General features: G+C 55.7%; 20 protein-coding genes. 13 read left to right on the forward strand and 7 right to left on the reverse strand.

Going from position 1 to position 20,575, the window contains the following annotated elements; genetic code table 11:
- Nucleotides 1–129: 129 nt before the first annotated feature.
- Both AACY09_RS06315 and trmA read left to right on the forward strand, forming a co-directional pair.
- Entirely contained in the window at nucleotides 130–1,425 is a 1,296-nt protein-coding gene (locus tag AACY09_RS06315) for an NCS2 family permease (protein WP_339486688.1), read from the forward strand.
- A 77-nt stretch (nucleotides 1,426–1,502) separates the two neighbouring features.
- Nucleotides 1,503–2,591 (forward strand): tRNA (uridine(54)-C5)-methyltransferase TrmA, encoded by a 1,089-nt coding sequence (gene trmA / locus AACY09_RS06320; protein WP_339486689.1) that lies wholly within the window; start codon nucleotides 1,503–1,505, stop codon nucleotides 2,589–2,591.
- A gap of 102 nt (nucleotides 2,592–2,693) precedes the next feature.
- Here the strand turns inward: trmA and AACY09_RS06325 are convergent, their stop codons facing one another.
- Complete coding sequence (locus AACY09_RS06325) at nucleotides 2,694–3,080, reverse strand: DUF4345 domain-containing protein (RefSeq protein ID WP_339486690.1); 387 nt, start codon at nucleotides 3,078–3,080, stop codon at nucleotides 2,694–2,696.
- 143 nt (nucleotides 3,081–3,223) lie between these two features.
- On the opposite strand from AACY09_RS06325, the gene ypfJ reads away from it, so the two are divergent.
- Nucleotides 3,224–4,111: a KPN_02809 family neutral zinc metallopeptidase gene (ypfJ, locus tag AACY09_RS06330; protein WP_339486691.1), complete on the forward strand. Its 888-nt coding sequence runs from the start codon at nucleotides 3,224–3,226 to the stop codon at nucleotides 4,109–4,111.
- 188 nt (nucleotides 4,112–4,299) lie between these two features.
- On the opposite strand, the gene AACY09_RS06335 is transcribed toward ypfJ, so the two are convergent.
- Both AACY09_RS06335 and AACY09_RS06340 read right to left on the reverse strand, forming a co-directional pair.
- The gene (locus AACY09_RS06335; protein WP_339486692.1) at nucleotides 4,300–5,187 is read right to left on the reverse strand and encodes a PA4780 family RIO1-like protein kinase; all 888 of its coding nucleotides are present in this window, start codon (nucleotides 5,185–5,187) and stop codon (nucleotides 4,300–4,302) included.
- Nucleotides 5,188–5,294: 107 nt separating this feature from the next.
- Nucleotides 5,295–6,185, reverse strand: a complete 891-nt coding sequence (locus AACY09_RS06340; protein ID WP_339486693.1) for a LysR family transcriptional regulator — start codon at nucleotides 6,183–6,185, stop codon at nucleotides 5,295–5,297.
- A gap of 254 nt (nucleotides 6,186–6,439) precedes the next feature.
- Here AACY09_RS06340 and AACY09_RS06345 point away from each other — a divergent pair, with 254 nt between their 5' ends.
- The gene (locus AACY09_RS06345) at nucleotides 6,440–6,724 is read left to right on the forward strand and encodes a DUF2218 domain-containing protein (protein ID WP_339486694.1); all 285 of its coding nucleotides are present in this window, start codon (nucleotides 6,440–6,442) and stop codon (nucleotides 6,722–6,724) included.
- Nucleotides 6,725–6,729: 5 nt separating this feature from the next.
- Here the strand turns inward: AACY09_RS06345 and AACY09_RS06350 are convergent, their stop codons facing one another.
- From AACY09_RS06350 to AACY09_RS06360, 3 genes are all read right to left on the reverse strand, one after another.
- A complete protein-coding gene (locus AACY09_RS06350) occupies nucleotides 6,730–7,917 on the reverse strand; it encodes a response regulator (RefSeq protein WP_339486695.1) in 1,188 nt (395 codons plus the stop codon).
- A gap of 20 nt (nucleotides 7,918–7,937) precedes the next feature.
- Nucleotides 7,938–11,459 (reverse strand): response regulator, encoded by a 3,522-nt coding sequence (locus AACY09_RS06355; protein ID WP_339486696.1) that lies wholly within the window; start codon nucleotides 11,457–11,459, stop codon nucleotides 7,938–7,940.
- Between the two features lie 160 nt (nucleotides 11,460–11,619).
- Nucleotides 11,620–12,903: an acetyl-CoA C-acetyltransferase gene (locus tag AACY09_RS06360; RefSeq protein WP_339486697.1), complete on the reverse strand. Its 1,284-nt coding sequence runs from the start codon at nucleotides 12,901–12,903 to the stop codon at nucleotides 11,620–11,622.
- A gap of 266 nt (nucleotides 12,904–13,169) precedes the next feature.
- Between AACY09_RS06360 and AACY09_RS06365 the strand changes: the two genes are divergently transcribed.
- Entirely contained in the window at nucleotides 13,170–14,522 is a 1,353-nt protein-coding gene (locus tag AACY09_RS06365) for a 3-oxoacyl-ACP reductase (protein WP_339486698.1), read from the forward strand.
- 152 nt (nucleotides 14,523–14,674) lie between these two features.
- On the opposite strand, the gene AACY09_RS06370 is transcribed toward AACY09_RS06365, so the two are convergent.
- Nucleotides 14,675–15,667, reverse strand: coding sequence for an AraC family transcriptional regulator (locus tag AACY09_RS06370; RefSeq protein ID WP_339486699.1), 993 nt, complete (start codon nucleotides 15,665–15,667; stop codon nucleotides 14,675–14,677).
- 215 nt (nucleotides 15,668–15,882) lie between these two features.
- On the opposite strand from AACY09_RS06370, the gene AACY09_RS06375 reads away from it, so the two are divergent.
- From AACY09_RS06375 to AACY09_RS06410, 8 genes are all read left to right on the forward strand, one after another.
- Nucleotides 15,883–16,740: a MaoC family dehydratase gene (locus tag AACY09_RS06375; RefSeq protein ID WP_339486700.1), complete on the forward strand. Its 858-nt coding sequence runs from the start codon at nucleotides 15,883–15,885 to the stop codon at nucleotides 16,738–16,740.
- A gap of 92 nt (nucleotides 16,741–16,832) precedes the next feature.
- Nucleotides 16,833–17,138 (forward strand): MazG-like family protein, encoded by a 306-nt coding sequence (locus AACY09_RS06380; protein ID WP_339486701.1) that lies wholly within the window; start codon nucleotides 16,833–16,835, stop codon nucleotides 17,136–17,138.
- Nucleotides 17,135–17,884 (forward strand): methyltransferase domain-containing protein, encoded by a 750-nt coding sequence (locus AACY09_RS06385; RefSeq protein ID WP_339486702.1) that lies wholly within the window; start codon nucleotides 17,135–17,137, stop codon nucleotides 17,882–17,884. The genes AACY09_RS06380 and AACY09_RS06385 overlap by 4 nt, the downstream gene beginning before the upstream one ends.
- 12 nt (nucleotides 17,885–17,896) lie before the next feature.
- Nucleotides 17,897–18,520: a DUF4136 domain-containing protein gene (locus tag AACY09_RS06390; RefSeq protein ID WP_339486703.1), complete on the forward strand. Its 624-nt coding sequence runs from the start codon at nucleotides 17,897–17,899 to the stop codon at nucleotides 18,518–18,520.
- Between the two features lie 92 nt (nucleotides 18,521–18,612).
- Nucleotides 18,613–19,176, forward strand: a complete 564-nt coding sequence (locus AACY09_RS06395; RefSeq protein WP_339486704.1) for a DUF4136 domain-containing protein — start codon at nucleotides 18,613–18,615, stop codon at nucleotides 19,174–19,176.
- Nucleotides 19,177–19,178: 2 nt separating this feature from the next.
- Entirely contained in the window at nucleotides 19,179–19,670 is a 492-nt protein-coding gene (locus tag AACY09_RS06400; protein ID WP_339486705.1) for a GNAT family N-acetyltransferase, read from the forward strand.
- Nucleotides 19,667–20,041: a DsrE family protein gene (locus AACY09_RS06405; protein ID WP_339486706.1), complete on the forward strand. Its 375-nt coding sequence runs from the start codon at nucleotides 19,667–19,669 to the stop codon at nucleotides 20,039–20,041. Before AACY09_RS06400 ends, AACY09_RS06405 begins: the two co-directional genes overlap by 4 nt.
- A complete protein-coding gene (locus AACY09_RS06410; protein WP_339486707.1) occupies nucleotides 20,038–20,496 on the forward strand; it encodes a glycine cleavage system protein H in 459 nt (152 codons plus the stop codon). Before AACY09_RS06405 ends, AACY09_RS06410 begins: the two co-directional genes overlap by 4 nt.
- Nucleotides 20,497–20,575 lie beyond the last annotated feature (79 nt).

Here is a 20,575-nt window from a genome sequence, read left to right on the forward strand (position 1 = left end):
ACCACCGGGCTTACTGGTATGATGCGCGCCTTTTGCGCAACCACCCGCCATAAAGTGCACTCAGGGATAGATGTGCTTTCCTATCGATCAGGCCATTTTCGGCGTATTTAGCGCCATGGGGAAACCAGCATGCTGGAAAGACTGTTCCAACTTAAAGCACACAACACCACGATTCGTACAGAAATGCTGGCCGGTCTGACCACCTTCCTGACGATGGCTTACATCTTGTTCGTCAACCCGAGCATCCTCGGTGAAACCGGCATGGACAAGGGCGCGATCTTTGTTGCCACCTGCCTGGCCGCTGCCATCGGCTCGGCCATCATGGGGTTTATCGCCAATTACCCTATCGCCCTCGCCCCGGGAATGGGCCTAAATGCCTTCTTTACCTACACCGTGGTCCTGCACATGGGCCACACCTGGCAAGTGGCATTGGGTGCCGTATTTCTCTCGGCATGCATGTTCTTTCTGCTGTCGATCTTCAAGATACGCGAATGGATCATCAACAGTATCCCGCTGGAATTGCGCTCCGCGATAGCCGCGGGCATTGGTTTATTTCTCGCCCTGATCGCATTGAAAGAGTCCGGTATCGTGGTTTCCAATCCGGCCACTTTGGTAGGCATGGGGGACTTGAGCAGGCCTGAGCCGCTGCTGGCAATTCTGGGTTTCTTTGTGATTGTTGCTCTTGAAGCGCGCAAGGTGACGGGGGCCGTACTGATCGGCATTTTGCTCACCACCGGGCTGGGTATTGCCTTGGGCGTGTCGCAATTCGGTGGTTTTGTCTCGATGCCGCCATCCCTGGCGCCGACTTTCATGCAACTCGATATCATGGGCGCACTGGACATCGGCTTGGTCAGCGTGGTCTTCGCGTTCCTCTTCGTTGACCTGTTCGACAACTCGGGCACCTTGATTGCTGTTGCCAAAAAAGCCGGTCTGATGCGCGCTGACGGTTACATGCCGAAAATGGGCCGTGCATTGATCGCAGACAGCAGCGCGGCGATGGTCGGCTCCTTGTTGGGCACCTCAACCACCACCAGCTATATCGAGTCAGCGGCGGGCGTCAGCGCAGGCGGGCGCACCGGTTTGACTGCGGTGGTGGTGGCGATTCTGTTTCTGCTGGCCCTGTTTTTCTCCCCCTTGGCCGGCAGTGTTCCCGCCTTCGCAACCGCACCAGCGCTGCTGTTTGTTGCCGTGTTGATGACCGCAGGCCTGGCGGAAATCGACTGGAGCGACATCACTCTGGCCGCGCCTGTTGTGGTTACTGCTTTGGCGATGCCTTTGACTTTCTCAATCGCTAACGGCATTGCGTTTGGCTTTATCACATGGGCGGCTATCAAACTGCTGTCCGGCCGCTGGAGAGAACTGAACCCAGCGCTGGTGATCCTGGCCGTTTTGTTTGTAATCAAGTTTGCCTGGTTTAACGCTTAAGCGCGTTTGCCCGCGCCCACACCTCACAAGCGCTGCAGGTTAACCTGCAGCCTTCTGACTACGCTGAAGAGTTTTTCATGAGTGCGCCACAATTCGATCCAACCAGCTACGACGCGCAGTTGGCAGAAAAGCAGCAACGCCTGATCAATCTGCTCGCGCCGTTCAATGCGCCAGCACCCGAGGTGTTTGACTCACCCCGCGAACATTACCGTTTGCGCGCCGAGTTCCGCCTGTGGCGTGAAGACAGTCAGCGCTTTTACGCAATGTTTGCGCCCGGCGACAAGCGCACGCCCATCCTGATTGACGACTTCCCGATTGCCAGCGAACGGATCAATGATTTGATGCCGCGTGTCAAAGCCGCTTGGCAAGCCAGCGAAGCGCTCAGCTTCAAACTGTTCCAAGCGGAGTTTTTGACCACATTGTCTGGCGATGCACTGATAACCTTGTGTTATCACCGCCCGCTTGATGAGCACTGGCAAAACGCCGCGCAGCAACTTGCCACTGAGCTCGGGGTGAGCCTTATCGGCCGCTCACGAGGTCAGCGCCTGGTGATTGGCCGCGACCACGTGGTTGAAGAACTGCAAGTCAACGGACGCACTTTCAGTTACCGTCAACCAGAAGGCGCCTTCACCCAGCCCAACGGCACGGTAAACCAGAAGATGCTCAACTGGGCGTTTAACGCCATGGGCGAACGTCAGGACGACTTGCTTGAGCTGTATTGCGGCAACGGCAACTTCACCCTGCCGCTGGCAACACGGGTGCGAAAAGTTCTGGCCACGGAGATCAGCAAGTCGTCGGTCAACGCCGCGTTGGCCAACCTGGCAGACAACAGCGTGGATAATGTCACCTTGGTACGCCTATCCGCAGAAGAGCTCACAGAAGCGCTGAATGAGGTGCGCCCCTTCCGCCGTTTGGCCGGTATCGACCTCAAGGGCTATGACTTCGGCACCGTATTTGTCGACCCGCCGCGCGCCGGCATGGACCCAGACACCTGTGAGCTGACCCGACGTTTCGAGCGCATTCTGTACATTTCATGCAACCCGGAAACCCTGGCCGCCAATATCGAACAGCTCAGCGACACGCACCGGATTGAACAATGTGCTGTGTTCGACCAGTTCCCCTACACCCACCACATGGAATCAGGTGTACTGCTGGTGCGTAAGTAAGCATCGACCTAGAGCGGGCAACCTGAAACGTGCCCGCCAAGTCGCAGCAATCAAGCCTGAAACCTGCGACTGCATGAGTGGTTGAAAAAAGGCGCCCCCACCCTACGCGCGGTTAAGACCGCGCAGGGCGTAGAAACTCAGCCCCCCAGCAACAACCTCAGACAACAAGATGTAGAGGTTGAAGGTTTGCCCGGCCCCGCCGTCGAGCCACAAGCCACCCAACCGGGCCACCGCCAAGGCGCTGTAGAGCAGCACCATTAAGGTCAAGGCGCTGCGAGTCAGATCGATACGAGTCAACGCCAGCCCCAAAAATGCAGCCAAGCCAATCTGCAAGCCGCCGTAATAGGCGCGAACATCGGTAATCGCTGCGGACTCCATCAGCAACATGCCCGAAACATTAGCCATTTGCTGCGGGCTGACAAAATACGCCAGGCCCAAGCCGAACAATATGACGATCTGAATTACCAGTACCACTCTCGCCAATAGCATTGCTAAATCCTTTAAAGCGTCCAAAGCCATAGCTTAGGCGTCATTACGGCTTGCGCCTAGCATCAGCCGTAACTGACGACCGGACTGGCGTCTGGCATATACTGAGCAACACTGATAACAGCACTTTCAAAGGGAATCGGGTAATGCGCTGGAGCAAAGGACGACGCAGTGACAACGTAGTGGATGCACGCGGCAGTGGCGGCGGTGGCAGACGCTTTGGAGGCGGCCGCGGTTTGAGCCTCGGTGGGATTGCCGTGGTCGTAGTGGTCGGCCTGTTGATGGGCCAGGATCCGCTGCAGATACTTGGCAATATTGCTGGCCAAGCCACCCAAAGCAGTGCCCCTGCTCCCACACAGCAATCATCAGCCAACAATCCGGCGGCCAATGATCAGCAGTCTGAATTTGTTCGCTCAATTCTGGGGGACACCGAAGATACCTGGCGTGAAATTTTCAGCAGTGCCAACCGCCAATATAAAGACCCGAAACTGGTGCTATTCAATGGCGGCGTCAATTCCGCCTGTGGCTTTGCCGATTCAGCTGTAGGGCCGTTCTATTGTCCCGGTGACCAGCAGGTCTACTTGGACCTGTCATTCTTTCAGGAACTTGAACAACGCTTCGGGGCTGCCGGTGACTTTGCCCAGGCTTACGTCATTGCTCATGAGATCGGCCACCATGTTCAGACGTTGCTCGGTGTTTCAGCAAAAGTCGATGCCGCGCGCAAAGCCGGCCAACGCATGGAAGGCAGCACTGGTTTGCTGGTCCGCCAGGAACTGCAAGCCGACTGTTTAGCGGGCGTCTGGGCCAACAGCGCCCAGCGTCGCCTCAACTGGCTGGAGCCTGGCGATCTGGAAGAAGCATTGAACGCCGCCAATGCCATTGGCGACGACCGTTTACAGAAACAAACCCGCGGCCAAGTGATGCCAGACTCATTCACCCACGGCACTTCAGCGCAGCGTATGCGTTGGTTTAAAGCCGGGTTTAACAGCGGCAAACTCGGCAGCTGCGACACCTTTGGCGCGGCCAGCTTGTAACCGCGACAGGCACCCATTAAAAAGCCCCTAATCAGGCTGTTTGAGAACGTCACGAGCGAAGGCAAGACAAGGCTTTAACAGGCGAAAAAGCGCAGTTTAGGTGTTCTAAATGAGCATTTTTCGCCTGTTTATAACGCAGTATTGTCGAGCGCAGTAGTTTTCACACTGTCTGCAACGGGGCTTTTTACTTACTGCATCCAAGGCGGCGGAGGCTCCTCCCCGGATGGGGCATCATCCGCATCAAGCAGGGCCTGACGCCGCGCCTCTTCAGCCAATGCGGCCTTGATTTCACGCATTACAGCATCAACGTCTGCAGCATCTTCGGGGTCATCAAACTCACCCGTCAGCGCCGACTCTGGAGTTAATTTGCCTTCCTCATACAACGCCCACATTTCTTTTGCGTATTTGGTGAACTTGAGTTCAGGGGCAAACTGTCCGAAATAGGCGGCCATGTTGCCAACATCACGCTCCAGCATCTTGAATGCATGGTTATTGCCGGCCGCATCGACCGCTTGCGGCAGGTCGATAATCACCGGCCCGTCTGGGCCAAGCAGCACATTGAACTCAGACAAGTCACCATGCACCAGACCGGCACACAGCATCTTGACGATTTCCTCGATCATAAAGGCATGGAACTCGCGGGCATCATCCGGGTGCAGGTCAACATCGTTGAGGCGTGGTGCAACATCGCCCTCACCGTCATCGACCAACTCCATCAACAGCACGCCTTCAAGGAAGTCATAGGGTTTAGGTACGCGAACACCTGCACTGGCAAGGCGAAACAAGGCACCTACTTCAGCGTTCTGCCAGGCATCTTCCTGACCTTTACGACCGTATTTCGAGCCTTTGGCCATGGCCCGAGCATCACGGCTGTTACGCACCTTACGACCTTCTTGGTACTCAGCAGCCTGGCGGAAGCCACGCTTATTTGCCTCCTTATAGACCTTTGCACAGCGCAATTGCTGACCACAGCGCACTACATAAACTGCAGCCTCTTTACCACTCATTAGCGGGCGTATCACCTCGTCGATCAGACCATCTTCGACTAAGGGTTCAAGACGTTTTGGAGTCTTCATCAGCTTTAATCACGGGTCCTTTGTGGCTCACTTCACCTGTTCTGCTCGTTATACGGCAATCTTTCGACAGCGCCCAGTCTATACCACCATTACCTTGCTTGATCCGATCAATTTGCCAACAAATGTCGGCGCAGCGCCTCGACCGCATAGCGCACTTTTGCGGGCTGCACATCACGCCTCGGCGTCACGATGTATATCCCCAGGGGAGGCATTTGCCAGCCCGGTAACACTTCGCGCAACTGGCCGCTCGCCAGCTCATCAGTAATCTCATGCCGGGGCTGCAGCGATACCCCCATGCCTGCCAGCGTAAAGTTACGCACCGCAAGCAGGTTGTTGCAAGCCACACGGCCCTCAATACGGATGTTCTCTGTCTGCCCGTTTGGCCCAAGCAGTTTAAGGCTCTCATGCATCTGCGTGGTACTTAGCAGCAACCACGTGACGTCAAGTAGATTTTCCGGGCGCGTGATCTGCGGCTGAGTAAGCAAATAACTTGGCGCCGCGCAGAGTATAAAGACGGCATCACCAATGTGTCGTGCAACCAGGCTTGAGTCTTGCTGCGGGCCGACCCGAATCGCCAAGTCGATCCGTTTTTCAACCAGATCAATGCGCTCATCCTGAAAGAATAGCTGTACGCTCAGGCCTTTGTGCGCTTGCAACAAGGGAGACAGCGCATCACTCAAATGCCGACCGGAGAAGCCGACCGGCACCGCGATACGCAACTCGCCAACTGCTGCATCGCGCATCTCAGCCAGACGCTGCTCAGCCTCTTGAGCCAAGGCCATGACTTGCGCGCTGCTTTGGTAAAACCCAGCCCCCGCTTCAGTCAAGGTTAGCTTGCGCGTGGTGCGATGGAGCAGACTGACTTGAGTACTTTGCTCCAGTTTGCGGATCTGCTGGCTCACGGCAGATGCGGTCATACCAAGGACTTCGGCGGCTGCGACCATTGAGCCGCGTTCAACCACAGTGGCAAAGATTGCCATGCGCTTTAACTGCTCCATTATTAAGCCCTGCTTATTAGTTAAAGCGTTTATAGCCTATTTATCTGACCTTTAGCCTTATGAAATTATTGATGAACAAGATTCTTGCCGGATTCGCAACGCATTGTTTATGCACTCGGGTCTGACAAGGCGCAGTTGGTCCACCCTAGTTGAAATGCAATGCGCTGCAAAACCAGCCACTGATCCGAATGTTCATAAGCACAAATGGTGGATGAAAAAGCGTAACCCACCCCTACTTTTCCCAAGGAACCCCAATGACACTGACTTCATCTGCATTCGTCAGCACCGAAACACCGGCCCGTTATATTGGTCGGTTGTGCAAACATTTCGCGCACAAAATCCCAGTTAACTTTGATGAACAACAGGGGCAGATCGAATTTGAAATGGGACTGGCATTGCTGCAAGCCAGTGATACCGGCTTGCAGCTGAGCGTACAGGCCGAAACCGACGAACAGCTTGATCGGCTAAAAAATGTCGTCGCCAGCCACTTTGAACGTTTTGCCTGGCAAGAAGCACTGACACTGGAATGGACCGCGTAATCGCCTTACTCCTCAGCCGGCAAGCTCAGTTCAATCGACTCGCCCATGGAGTCGTTTAGCCGTTCAAGCTCAAAGTTGAGCGCCTCGGCATCTTCCTCAAGGGACAATGCTATTGCTGAAAAAGCGTCGGCCGCCTCAATAAATGCCAGCACCACCGATGGATCAAACAAGGTGCCGCTGGCGGAGTTGATTCGTGCAGTCACCTCTTCATGACTCAGGGGCTGGCGATACGCATGATGACTGGTTAACTGCTCATAACACCCAGCCACCGCCATCAACCGTGCGGAAAGAGGAATCTGCTCGCCACGCAGCCCCTGTGGATAACCACTGCCATCCCAGTTTTCATGCTGGCTGTAGACAATGTCCTTGGCGTCGCTCAAAAAGCTGTGCTGACTGTCGAGCTGCTTCTCTGCGGCCTCAAGTGCCAAATACCCTGCCTTTGCATGCCCTTGCATAAGCTCAAGATCATGCCCTTCCAGCTTGGTTGGACTCAGCAAAATACGGTCTGGTAACACCAGCTTGCCAATGCCGTGCAGCAATGCGGAGCGGCCTAACTGGGCTATTCGCTCATTACTAAGTTCGACGCTCAGGCCAGGCTGCTGGCGTGCCAGGGCTGTTGCCAGCGTTACCATATAGGGCTTGATCCGGGCAAGGTGCAGGCTGCATGGGTTGTCGCGCATCGCGGCCAGCCCGGCCATAGCTTCGATAGCCACCTCTTGGTGTTTTTCTATTTCGCGGGTGCGCCGGCGCACTTCGAGCTCCAGGTACTCGCTTTTGTCACGCAGAAAATCCGCCCCGGCCTTGAGCTGCAGATGGGATTTAACCCGCGCCATTACAATCGGCGGGCTTATCGGCTTGGTGATGTAATCAACCGCGCCGAGATCAAAGCCAAGCTGTTCATCGGCCAGCTCACTTTTAGCGGTCAGGAAAATAACCGGTATATTCTGGGTTTGCGGGTTTTGCTTTAACGCACGGCAGACTTCATAGCCGTCCATGCCGGGCATGGTGATGTCGAGCAAGATCAAGTCTGGAGGGGTATTGCTAGCGGCTATGCGCAACGCGTTAAGACCACTACTGGCAACTTTCACGCGATAACTGTCGAGCAATAACTCGCTCATCAGTTCGAGGTTGTCCGGCACATCGTCAACCACCAGAACCAGCGGTTGATCTGGGTAGTTCAAACTGTCATCCATAATGATTCATCTCTATTCCATCAAGTATCGCGGCGACAGCGGTCTCTGATTGCTCCGAGCGCGCTGATAAAGTCATAGACGCGCATTGCACTGGCAAGTGCATCATAGTCACCCCTGAAGAACTTGCGTAACTCAACAGAGTTGGCGTCAAAGAACTTGCTTGCACGGGGATCATCCTCGATCAGCAAGCGCTCAAGCTCGGCACAGAGTTCACGCGATTTGGCTTCATCAACATCGGTTTCAACGCACACAGGCTCCGCTGGAAACTGCTGATGAATAGCCGTTACAAGTTCGATCAAACCCAGCTCCAAAGGTTTCAACAGCGATTCTAATTCTTGCCCTTGAGAATCTGTAATAGCGGACTCCAGTGCCGTTGCCTGAGCGTGCATCTCGGTTGCGCCCAAGTTGCCTACCAGGCCTTTCAGGGTATGAGCCAGACGCTCTGCCGCCTGTTTATCATTTACGTTGATGGCCGCACGGATTCGACCAATGACACCCTGCTGACTGCTGGCAAATTTAGTCAGCAATCGTTGATACAACTCGGTTTTCCCTAGCACCCGACGCAGGGCTGTTTCAACATCAATGCCAGGCAACTGCATCTCAGTGAGAGCGCGCCCCGCGCTGTCACTCCCGGATTCAGTAGGCGCTTGGGCCAATGCGACACTCTTGCCTGGCGCAAGCCATTGACTCAGGGTTGCCCAAAGATCGCGGGGTTCGATGGGCTTGGCAATGTGATCATTCATACCGCCGCGAATACAGCGCTCACGGTCTTCGGGCAGGGCGTTAGCGGTCATGGCGATGACGGGGAGCTTGGCAAAACGCGGTTCTTTACGGATCGCAAAGGTCGTTGAAATGCCATCAAGCACTGGCATCTGCATGTCCATCAACACCAGTGCGTAATAATCATCCGGATTTGCACGTAGTTTGGTCAGGGCTATTTCGCCATGCTCGGCCTCGTCAATCAGCAACCCGCTTTCCTCCAGCAAGCCGATGGCCACTTCACGGTTAAGCTCATTGTCTTCAACCAACAGCACCCGGCGACCACTGAAGTCCGGGCACTCATGTAGCAGGGCTTGTGGGCTGCTGACAAAACCTGCTGCCTCAGCGTCCAGACTGCGCAATACGGCATCAAGTAAAAAGCTCGGATTTACCGGTTTGAACAACACATCATCAACCCCGACCGACTTGGCGCTGAGCAGTAGTTCCTCACGCCCGAAAGCCGTCACCATCAACACGCTCGGCGCCTTGCGCAGGTTCAGGCCATGCAGGCGCCGCGTCGTCTCAATGCCGTCCATTACCGGCATTTGCCAGTCGATAAGTACCAATTCATAGGGCGTGTTACGGTTATCGGCTTGGGCGATTTTAGTTAACGCTTGAGCACCCGACTCGACAAGCTCAACCGCCATGCCCATGTTGCTCAGAAGCCCTTCAAACACCTGACGCGCCGTGCTGTTGTCATCAACCACCAGCACCCGTCGACCTTTGAGGGAAGTGGGTACCGCAACTGGCATGCCTTGATCAGTCCCAATACCAAAAGGAATTGTGCACCAGAACAGGCTCCCCCTACCTTGCTGGCTTTCAACACCCACCTCGCCGCCCATGGCCTCAACCAGTTTTTTGCAAATCGCCAGACCCAACCCTGTGCCGCCATATTTTCGGGTGGTCGAGGTATCCGCCTGCTGGAATGACTGAAACAGATGGCTGATCTGCGTCTTATCCATGCCGATGCCGGTATCGCGCACTGCAAAGTAAATCTGTACCTGCTTGCTATCACGCTGCTCGATTCGAATTTGCAGCTCAACCTCGCCATTTTCAGTGAACTTAACCGCATTATTAGAGAAGTTGATCAGCACCTGCCCCAGGCGTAACGGGTCACCTACCAAAAACTGCGGCACCGCGGGATCAAGATTAAAAATCAGTTCCAGATTCTTCTCGTTTACCTTTTCGGCGACCAGGTTGGCAACGTTCTCAAGCACCTGACGTAAATCGAAATCAATATGTTCAATACTCAGCTTGCCCGCTTCGATCTTCGAGAAGTCGAGAATGGCGTTAATGATGCCGAGCAAATGCTGACCAGACTGCTGGATTTTATTCAGGTAGTCGCGTTGTCGCGGCGAGGGGTCCGTCCTTAAAGCGAGGTGCGACATTCCGATAATGGCGTTCATCGGCGTGCGAATTTCATGGCTCATATTGGCGAGAAAATCTGATTTCAACCGCGCGGCATCTTCGGCCATGTTTTTTGCTGCCAGCAGCGCCTCTTCCCCTTGTTTGCGCACGGTAATATCACGACTCACACCAACCAACCCCAAGAGCGCGCCTTGATCGTCCTGAAATGTCGAGCGCAAGGTATCAAACACCACACGGCGACCATCCGGGTATAGCGCCCAGCCTTCGGTCTCAAATGCGCCGCCACGCGCCAAGGCGACTTTATCGTGACCCGCACGGGCATTGGCCCACTCAATGCCGAGCAATTCGACATCGTTTTTACCTATGGCTTCTTCGGGCGTAAGGCCAAACAAATCGGCGCAAGCCTGATTAATTCCGCCGTAATTGCCCTTTTCGTCCTTAAACCAAATGGGATCTGGAATCGCGTTAATCAAGGCGGTCAATGTACGCCGCTGCAACTGAGCCTCTGCTTCCGCTCGCTCGCGCTCAGCAATTTGCACACTGAGCCGGCGATTCCATACCAAAACAAAGGCCATGAGCAGCAAAAAACCGAGCAGGTAAGGCCAACCGACTTCCAGTAAACGCTGCCAGTTGAACTCGGTCAGTGCCGGTAACCAGTGGCTTTTGATGGTGGCTGTATCCTGATCCGTTACGGTCAACAAACCAGCATCCAATAGTCGCTGCAACTCGGGTGCGCTCCTGCGCACGGCAAAACTCAACTCACTGCTGCTTAAGCCCGATTCGGCACGGACCTCAATGTTGGTCAGGTTGAGCTCACGGATGAGATACGTGGCGACAATCATATCGCCGACATAAGCATCCACACGCCCGGACGACAATGCCTGTAGTGCATCAGCGGTGCTGTCGACACGCATCAGCCGAACACCTGGAACGGACTCTTTAAGCCGCGACTCAACCACATAGCCACGCTCGACGGCGACTTCATGCCCGTCCAGATCTGCAAGTGTTTGCAGGTGCTCATCCGAACGGGTAAACACCAAACTGCTACTCACGACATAAGGCTTGGTAAATCGCAAGAACGTCTCACGTTCAGGGGTACGAACCACCGAGGGCAGCAGATCAATTTTGTCGGTGCGCAAGGCGACTAACGCCGCGTCCCAGCTATCAAACAGCACAACCTCAATACGCATCCCCAACCGGCGGGTGATCAAGCTTAAATACTCGCCGCTAAGCCCGGTGTATTCACCCTGCGGGTTGATCACATCAAAGGGTGCCCAGCCTTCTCGTTCAATCCCTACACGGATAACTGGATGCGCCTTGGCCCATGCCTCATCCTCCTTGCTGAGCGGCACTTGTGCGGCCTGCACCGAAATACAGAGCAACCAGCACAGCAACAACCCACAGATACGCGCCATCATCCGAATCCTTAACGAAGTCGTCCTTTAATTAACTAGTTGCAGCTTAGTCACTGCCGGAGAAAACACCTGCTATCTGGCAACTTATGCAGATATAAAAACGGCGCCTTAGACGGCGCCGATGGATTAATCAAAGTTTTTTGAGCGCGATCAGCCAAGGCTACTTTTCAAGAATGGCCGTGACCCCTTGCCCGCCAGCAGCGCAGATCGAAATCAATCCTCGCGCCTCGGTTTGCTCTGCCGCCGCGAGCAGCTTGGCCAAGTTGGCAACGATCCGCCCGCCAGTGGCCGCAAACGGATGGCCAGCCGCCAGTGAACTGCCTTTGACATTCAGCTTGCTGCGGTCGATGGCGCCCAAGGGTTGGTCCAGGCCTAAGCGCGCCTGGCAGTATTCAGGGTCCTCCCACGCTTTAAGTGTGCACAACACCTGCGCTGCAAAGGCTTCATGAATCTCGTAATAGTCAAAGTCCTGCAAGGCCAGATTATTACGCGCCAGCAATCGTGGCACAGCGTAGACCGGGGCCATTAACAAGCCTTCAGCGCCATCGACAAAATCCACTGCGGCCGCTTCACCATCGCGCCAATAAGCCAGAATCGGAAGCCCGCGCGCCTTCGCCCACTCTTCGCTGGCGAGCAGTACCAGCGAGGCACCATCGGTCAGCGGCGTTGAGTTAGCTGCGGTCAGGGTGCCACGTGAACTGCGCTCGAAAACAGGCTTGAGGGTCGCGAGTTTTTCGAGATCGATATCGGGGCGCAGGTTGTTATCGCGAGTCAGACTGCTGAATGGTGTCATCAAATCATCTTGCCAATCTTCAGCATATGCCGCGGCCATTTTTTGGTGGCTGGCCACCGCTAACTGGTCTTGCTCATCGCGTGGAATTGACCAGTTTTGCGCCATCAACTCGCAATGCTCGCCCATGGACAAGCCCGTGCGTGGCTCGCCATTTCGCGGCAGTGACGGTGCCAGATGGCGAGGTCGAATTTTCAACAGGGTCTTGATCTTGTCGCCGGTGGATTTACTGCGATTGGCTTCGAGCAATAGTTTACGCAGACCTTCATTGACCCCAATCGGCGCATCGGAGGTGGTATCAACGCCACCGGCAATACCGCACTCAATCTGGCCCAAGGCAATTTTATTAGCGACCAGCAACGCCGCTTCAAGCCCGGTGCCGCAGGCTTGCTGAATATCGTAAGCGGGTGTTTCTGGGGACAGCAACGAGCCAAGAACGCACTCGCGGGTCAGGTTGAAATCGCGGGAATGCTTGAGTACGGCGCCAGCAACCACTTCCCCAAGACGCTCGCCATGCAAGTTGAAGCGTTCAACCAAACCGCCCAGCGCACTGGTCAGCATTTCCTGGTTGCTTGCTGTGGCATACGCGGTGTTCGAACGTGCGAACGGAATACGATTGCCGCCGATGATGGCAACGCGACGCAGCTGGGTCATGGGTGACTCCTTGCGAAAGTGAAATTGGAGTGTCGCATAGGCTAGCCTGAAACCGCAGCTTCACATTGGCCAGCATGCCCGCTCAATAAAGTTTCAAGTCAATTGTGCAATGCTGTTGTCATAAAGTTAGGCCACCGCTAAAGGCTAAAGCTGTTACACAGTGCAGGCTTTCGCTTTGAACCTTGCAACCATGGTCATATGCTTTACTCACTAGCCTTTAAGAAGACCTTTAGCTAACTTTTTTGTTCTGCTCGCAGGAGCCCTTCATGTCGGATCGTTATCTATCTTTCGCCAACTCAGCCACTGGACGCCGCGTTGTCAGCGCCCTCGGCCTACCCGCGCCGGTAAGACTGGAACGCTGGACAGCCGGGCGCACCCGTCCCGTCGACGGGGCATTACTGCTTAGCGGCGGCCCGCTGTGCAAAACCATCAGCGGTTTTGCCAACAAGCTTAGCGACCAGCTCTTCGCCAATGAAGACGGCATGTTTGACCTGCCACGCTGGACGGCAGAGCACTCGCCCAAGCTCAAAGCACTGGTGTTTGACGCCAGCGAGCTAACCCGGTTTGACCAGCTCAACACCCTGCGCGAGTTCTTTCAGCCCGCCATGAAAGGACTCGGCACCTGCCCCCATGTGGTGGTGCTGGGCCGCTCGCCGCAAACCATCAAAGACCCGGTGGCCGCCAGCGTTCAGCGCGCGCTCGAAGGCTTTACCCGCTCACTGGGCAAAGAAATACGCCGTGGCGGTACCGTGCAATTGCTCTATGTCGGTAAAGGGGGTGAAAGCCAGTTGGAAGGCGCACTGCGCTTTTTCCTGTCGCCCAAAAGTGCTTACGTGTCTGGTCAGGTTTTAACCCTCACCGCCTGTAATGCTGAAGTCAAAGATTGGACGCGGCCATTGGTAGGCAAAACAGCCCTGATCACCGGTGCCTCACGTGGCATTGGGGCGGCGATTGCCGAAACCTTGGCCCGTGATGGTGCCGACGTAGTGTTGCTGGACGTACCGGCCATGCAGGATGATCTGGACGCCCTGGCCGCGCGCTTGGGAGGACGCAGCATTGGGCTGGATATTTGCGCCGAGCATGCAGCGCAAACTTTGATTGAAGCGCTACCCGACGGCCTCGACATTCTGGTGCATAACGCCGGAATCACCCGCGACAAGACGCTGGCAAAAATGACCGAAGGTTTCTGGAACTCGGTGATTAACGTCAACGTCAGTGCCCCGCAGGTGCTCACTCAAGCCCTGCTTGACGCCAACAAGTTGCATGAAGATGCACGGGTGGTGCTGATTTCTTCCATCAGCGGAATTGCCGGCAACATGGGCCAAACCAACTACGCCACCAGTAAAGCTGGAGTGATTGGTGTGACTGAGGCGTGGGCACCGGCGCTGGCCAAGCAAGCCGTCACCATCAACGCGGTCGCACCGGGCTTTATCGAAACACAAATGACAGCGGCCATCCCGCTGACCCTGCGTGAAGCAGGCCGACGCATGAACTCAATGGGCCAAGGTGGCTTGCCGCAAGATGTCGCCGAGGCGGTGGCCTGGTTTGCGCAGCCCTCCTCCGGCGCCGTTACCGGTCAGGTCATGCGGGTATGCGGACAAAGCCTGCTTGGCGCCTGAGAACGCAAAACAACCTGAGCCCATAAGTTGGCAGGCGCAAAAGCCAACAGGCGCCGTCACAGCCCACGTATCGCGAGGGGTGTGACGGCGCGAAGCATGGCCATACGCTCAACTACTACAACAGCTAAGTTCAGGACCAGATAAAGCCCTGTTTAGCTGTTCCTTCTGTTACGAAATTCAACCGGCGTAAGTCCAACCCAGCGCTTGAATGCACGATAAAAAGTGCTCGGCTCCGAGAAGCCGGTAAGCTCGACAATCACTTCAATGCGCTCATCGGTATTGAGCAGCAGGTCTTTGGCCAGACGGCACCGGTAATCACCGACCAGATCATTAAAGCGCACGCCGGCGACACTCAGGCGCTCGCGTAAACGCCGGGCAGGCATATTCAGCCGCTTTGAGACCTGTTCGAGAGTGGCGCGATTATCGATCACCAACTCAGCAATCAACTCCCGCACCTGACTGACCAGATCAAGCCGCTCAATCTCGCTTAACTGCCGCTGCGCCACTAAGTCGTGTACTTGCAGGAGTTCAGGCTGAGCCAGCGCTGAACATCTGCTCAGAATCGCGCTGTCGAACACCAATGCATAGCGCTTGCTGCCCAAGTGCGCAGGACAACCATATACCGCCCGATAGTGCTCGGGGCTAGCCCCTTTGGGGTGAATGAAGTGCACCTCATAGAGCGCGAACTCGCCTTCGGTAAGGGCTTTGAACAAACGAATAACAGCACCGGCAAGCAACTCTGGGAAATGCCGTGAAACGCCGCTGTCCACTGCCAAGGTTAATACGGCGCGATCTCCCTCAACATCCAGACGCGCATTCAGTGCATCAGACAGCAAGCGTACGTAGCGCAAGGCGTGGCGCAGGCCCGCACCAAAGGTTTCGCTGGATAGGAACAGATACTCAAGCAATAGGCCATGATAGATAGGCAGATGCTCGACCAAGAACAACCCGGCGTGGGGCTCGCCGGTCTCATCAATTACCGCTTGCCAAAATTTCGCCTGCTGGGCGTGAGGAAAGCGTTTAGGCGGTAACTCTCCTGCCAGTAGACCAATGCGGGCCAATACCTTGGCTGGATCATTTCCACTGGTTTGCAATGCGGCGATTACTGGCCGCATCAACGCAATATCATCCGTAAGATCGCGCATGCTTAACATTTCTTGGCTATTGATTAACTGCAAGACATCTTAGGCAGCTTTCCCAAACAGGCTCAAGTCAGCATCTTGCCAAATTAGCGAACGGCTACAGCGAAACCATTGTCCAAAACCTATTGACTGGCATGACAGGCGCTTGAGCGAAGTGGCCAATGCTTGAGGGTTTGCAGCTACTAAGCTGCTGCCAAGGATTAAATGAGGCGCACTATATGACGACCCAATGGCTTGACCTAGACACTGTCCCGGCGTTGCCGGGGTTATTTATGCAAGCCGTTTTGCGCCGAGGGATTACCGGCAAAAAATTGCCCGATGTAGGCCTGCGCACGCAAATAAGCATCGACCCTGAAAATCTTGCGTCCTATCGAAAGATCTGCGGTGTCCTAGAGTGCAGCCTGCTGCCGCCCGCTTACCCGCATGTGCTGGCATTTGCGCTGCAGCTGAAATTACTGACCGATAAACGCTTTCCCTTCCCGCTGCTTGGACTGGTTCATCTGGAAAACAGCATTCAGGTGTTACGTCCGCTCGCGGGCCACGGCCCCTTCAGCATCAGCGTGCATGTCGAGAATTTACAGCCCCATGAAAAAGGCGCTGTTTTCAGCGTTATCACCCGACTGGAAGACCAACTCGGCCTGCTTTGGCAGGGCGACAGTCGAATTCTTTGCCGCGGCGTCAAACTTGAGGGCAGCCCAGAAGCAGCGGTGGAACTGGCGGATATGCCACTCACCGAACGCGCCCACTGGCATGCGCCGAGCGATATCGGCAGGCGCTATGCGCGAGTTGCCGGCGACTACAACCCCATTCACCTGTCTGCACTGAGCGCCAAGCTCTTTGGCTTTCCCCGGGCAATCGCCCACGGCCTGTGGAACAAAGGCCGCGTGTTGGCCGAACTGGGCGAGCAACTCCCCGTCAGTGGCTATCAAGTGGATGTGCGCTTTAAAAAACCACTGCTACTGCCCGGCGACGTGATTCTTAGATCCAGCGCCAGCGGACCTAGCGGGCAATTCACCCTGACCGGAACTAACGACATGCCACATATGCAAGGGACCTGGCAGCCGCTGGATAACTGATCAGAGCAATACCATGGGCGGTAAAGGGTTATCCACCGGGCTTGCGCAGCCGCCCGATCCATCTCAAGCTATGCGCCTTCAAGGAGCGCAGCATGAATATCACCGAACTCACCAGCCGCTTGCACGCAATACGTGATCGTAACAACTGGCGGCAGTTTCACAGCCCTAAAAACCTGGCGATGGCGGCCAGCGTCGAAATGGCTGAGCTGGTTGAAATCTTCCAGTGGCTGACTGAACAGCAATCCCGTGAACTGCCGGATGAAGTGCTGGCGCACGCGGGCCAGGAAGTGGGTGACATAGTGCTGTATTTATTGTTGTTGTGCAGCGAACTGGGCCTGGACATGGAGCATGTGGTGAACGCCAAACTGGCCGACAGTGAAAGGCGCTTCGCCTCATGAATGACCGTCATTTTGATGAACTGGCGACGCGCTTTGCGGAAAAAATCTACGGTGGGGCCAAAGGTGCGATTCGCCTCGCAGTCTTGCAAGCCGATCTCGCCGAAGCCTTGCCTGATAGTCCGCTGCGGGTGCTCGATATAGGCGCGGGCTTGGGTCATATGTCCTTATGGCTTGCCCAGCGCGGCCATCAAGTCACGCTGGCCGAACCCGCTGAGCCAATGTTGAATGGTGCCCGTCAGCGTTTTGCTGAAGCGGGAGTGGAGGCCACATTTATCCAAGCGCCATGGCAAGACTTGCTCGGCCAAGGCCATCAACCCTTTGATGTGGTGATCTGTCACGCGGTACTCGAATGGCTGGCCGAGCCCCACTCGATTCTACCGGTGCTGCACCAACTCACCGCGCCGGGCGGCTGGCTGTCTTTGGCCTTTTATAATAAAGATGCATTGATCTACCGCAACCTGCTCAAGGGACATTTTCGCAAGCTGCGCAAGGCTGAGTTCGCCGGTGAAAAGCAAAGTCTGACCCCACAGCGCCCGGTCGATCCCCATGAGCTCGCCACGCAACTTAGCGTAGACTGGCAAGTCGAAATTCAAAGTGGCGTGCGCGTTTTTCATGACTACATGCCCCACGACTTTCAACTAAAGGCCGAACTCATCGACCTGTTAGAGATGGAGCTGGCTTACCGACGACATCCAACATTTGCGGGCCTGGGTCGTTATTTGCACTGGGTCTGCCGACCACGTTAAAGGAGTCGCAAGATGAATCGTGCAGTCACCTTAATGTTCAGCGTGGCAGCGCTGCTCAGCCTTGCGGCCTGTCAGTCAGACAACCCCTACAGCGCGTCTTCAGCCCCGCTGCCGCCAGCGCCGATACAGCCTGCAGGTCATGTTGATTTAAGCGCTTACCCAGCCCCGACACGGGACTATGGCCATTATCGCAGTTGGAGCTGGGCTAATAAGCAGTTGCCCGCTGGCAGTGCCTGGGCCAGCAGCGAAATGATCAGCAGCGCGCTAAGTAACAGCCTCGACCGCGCCGGTTTACGTCCAGTACAAACCGGCAAAGCCGCTGATCTCTTGGTCTCAGCCAGCGTGCGTTTGGAAACGCGCCTGCGCCAGTCTTACGACAACGGCGGTGTTTACTATGGCGCAGGCAGCGGCTACTACGATCGCTATGACCGCTACGGCGCCTATGGCAGCGTGCCCATCGTACGTACCTATCAGGAGGAGGTGGCGGTCGTGCGCGTGGACTTCTTCGACAGCCGCGATGGCCAGCCTGTTTGGAGTGGTAACGCCGAAGCCCTTAGCGGCAGTGATGAAAGTGGACGCAGCAAGGCATTACGTGAAGCGATGAATAATGCCCTCGCAAGCTATCCTCCGAATTGAGCGACATTGTTTGCAACACTCCATATTTGCCCCGCAGCAGTTGCCGCGCTTGCATAAGCCTACGAACCCAACGTTGATGTCGGAGACAAAGAATGAAGCGCCATATGTTATTACTCGCCAGCATTTTGCTGCTGAGTGCCTGTGAAAGCATTCAGGTAGATCGCGACTACGATACCAACCGCGACTTTGCCAGCTACCAGAGCTGGTCGTGGCAAACCCCGGCGCTTACCTACTCGCCAGATGACCCGCGGATAAAAAGCGACCTTACCGAACAGCGCATCCGTGATGCCGTCACCGACCAGCTTGAACAGCGTGGTTTGCGCGCGGCATCGGCCAATACTCAAGGCGACCTCAGCGTTCAAGTCGCAATGATTGTTGATGACCGGCAAAACCTGCTAACCACCAACTACGGTGGCGGCTGGAATAATGCGTGGGGTGGCGGTTACTGGGGTGGCCCGATGTACACCGAAACCCAAACGGTTGATTACAAAGTCGGTACCCTTCAGGTCGACCTCTACGACGGCAAGGACAAAAAACTGGTGTGGCGCGGCAGTGCCCAGCAGATCATGCCGCGCAATGCACTTAGCCCAGCCGAACGTGAAACCGCGATCCGCGAAACGGTGACTAAAGTGCTTAGTCAGTATCCGCCGCATTGACCATGGCTTCGCGCCCGCATCGCCTCAGTCATCGACTGGTCGAAGAGCGTGATCTGCTGATCATCGCCACCTTCGTGCAGAGCGCCGCTGAGCTGTTCTACTGCTATCCAAAAGCGAGCTGGCCACTCACCCCTGCTCAACTCGCCGATGCCATCAATCACCGTCGCGACAGTACAGTTGTGCTGCTCAACGATGAAGTGGTCGGTTTCGCCAATCACTATCAGTGGCAAGACGATGTCTATTGCGCCCTCGGCAATGTGATGGTCTCGCCCAACGCTCGGGGTCACGGCATTGCACGGTACCTGATCATGGCCATGGAAGAACAAGCGCGCACTGAAGTTCATGCCAAACGCATGCGTCTGTCCTGCTTCAACAGCAACACCGCAGGGTTATTACTTTACAGTCAATTGGGCTATGAGCCTTACGCCATAGTCGAGCGCGAGTCACCCGACGGGCAACGTGTAGCCTTAATCCAAATGGACAAAGCCCTATGAGCAGTACCGCCAATCAGCGCATCCTAATTGTGGTAAACAGTGGCCCAAGCACACCCGCACGCTGCGCAGCACCGTTTTACACGGCTACGCTTCTGGCCTGCATGGATGCACAGGTAACAGTATTTCTAAGCGGCGAAGCTGTTCAATTGGCGCAGACTGGTGTGGCTGACAATCTCTATGCAGTCGCAGATGGAGAGTCGGTCAGGCATTTTATCCAACAAGCGAAAACGGCTGGTGTACGCTTGCTGATGTGCCGAGCACCAGGCGTTGTCATCGACGAACACCGCTTGATCTTCGAGCTGGATGAAATCGCCAGCGGTGGTGAGCTTGCCCAGATGATTCTTGAGTACGACAAAGTCCTGACGCTATGACATTAGACGGCTTGGAATTCCCGGAAGACCTGCTTTACGCACCCGCCCACAACCTGTGGCTACGTGAAGAGGCAGACGCCACACTGACCATTGGGCTCAGCGCCTATGGCTGCGCCAGTTACGGCCAGATCTTCGCGTTCACCCCCAAGCGTGACGGTCAGATCATCGAGGCAGACCGCAGCTTCGGCATCGTCGAGTTCGCCAAGGCAGCTTCATCTGCACGTACGCCAGTAGCCGGCACATTGATAGCCAGCAATATCGACGTGGTGCGTCGCCCGGCACTGATTAACCAAGATTGCTACGGCGAAGGGTGGATGATCCGCCTGCAACCCAGCGACTGGGCCAGCGCCAGGCGCCAGATGCTCACCGGCGATGCAGCCTTGAATGCATTCGCTGAACGAATGTTGCTGGACGGTTACAACCCAACTGACAGCGGCGTACAAGCGCTGCGCTGAGATTGCGTCACCCACCATTCGAGCCATGAATGCTGGTTAGACTCAAGGGTGTCCTCTGCTAGCGTGAGTCCTAAAAGCG

Origin of the sequence: Pseudomonas sp. EL_65y_Pfl2_R95 (assembly GCF_963971045.1) — a bacterium.
Taxonomy (GTDB): domain Bacteria; phylum Pseudomonadota; class Gammaproteobacteria; order Pseudomonadales; family Pseudomonadaceae; genus Aquipseudomonas.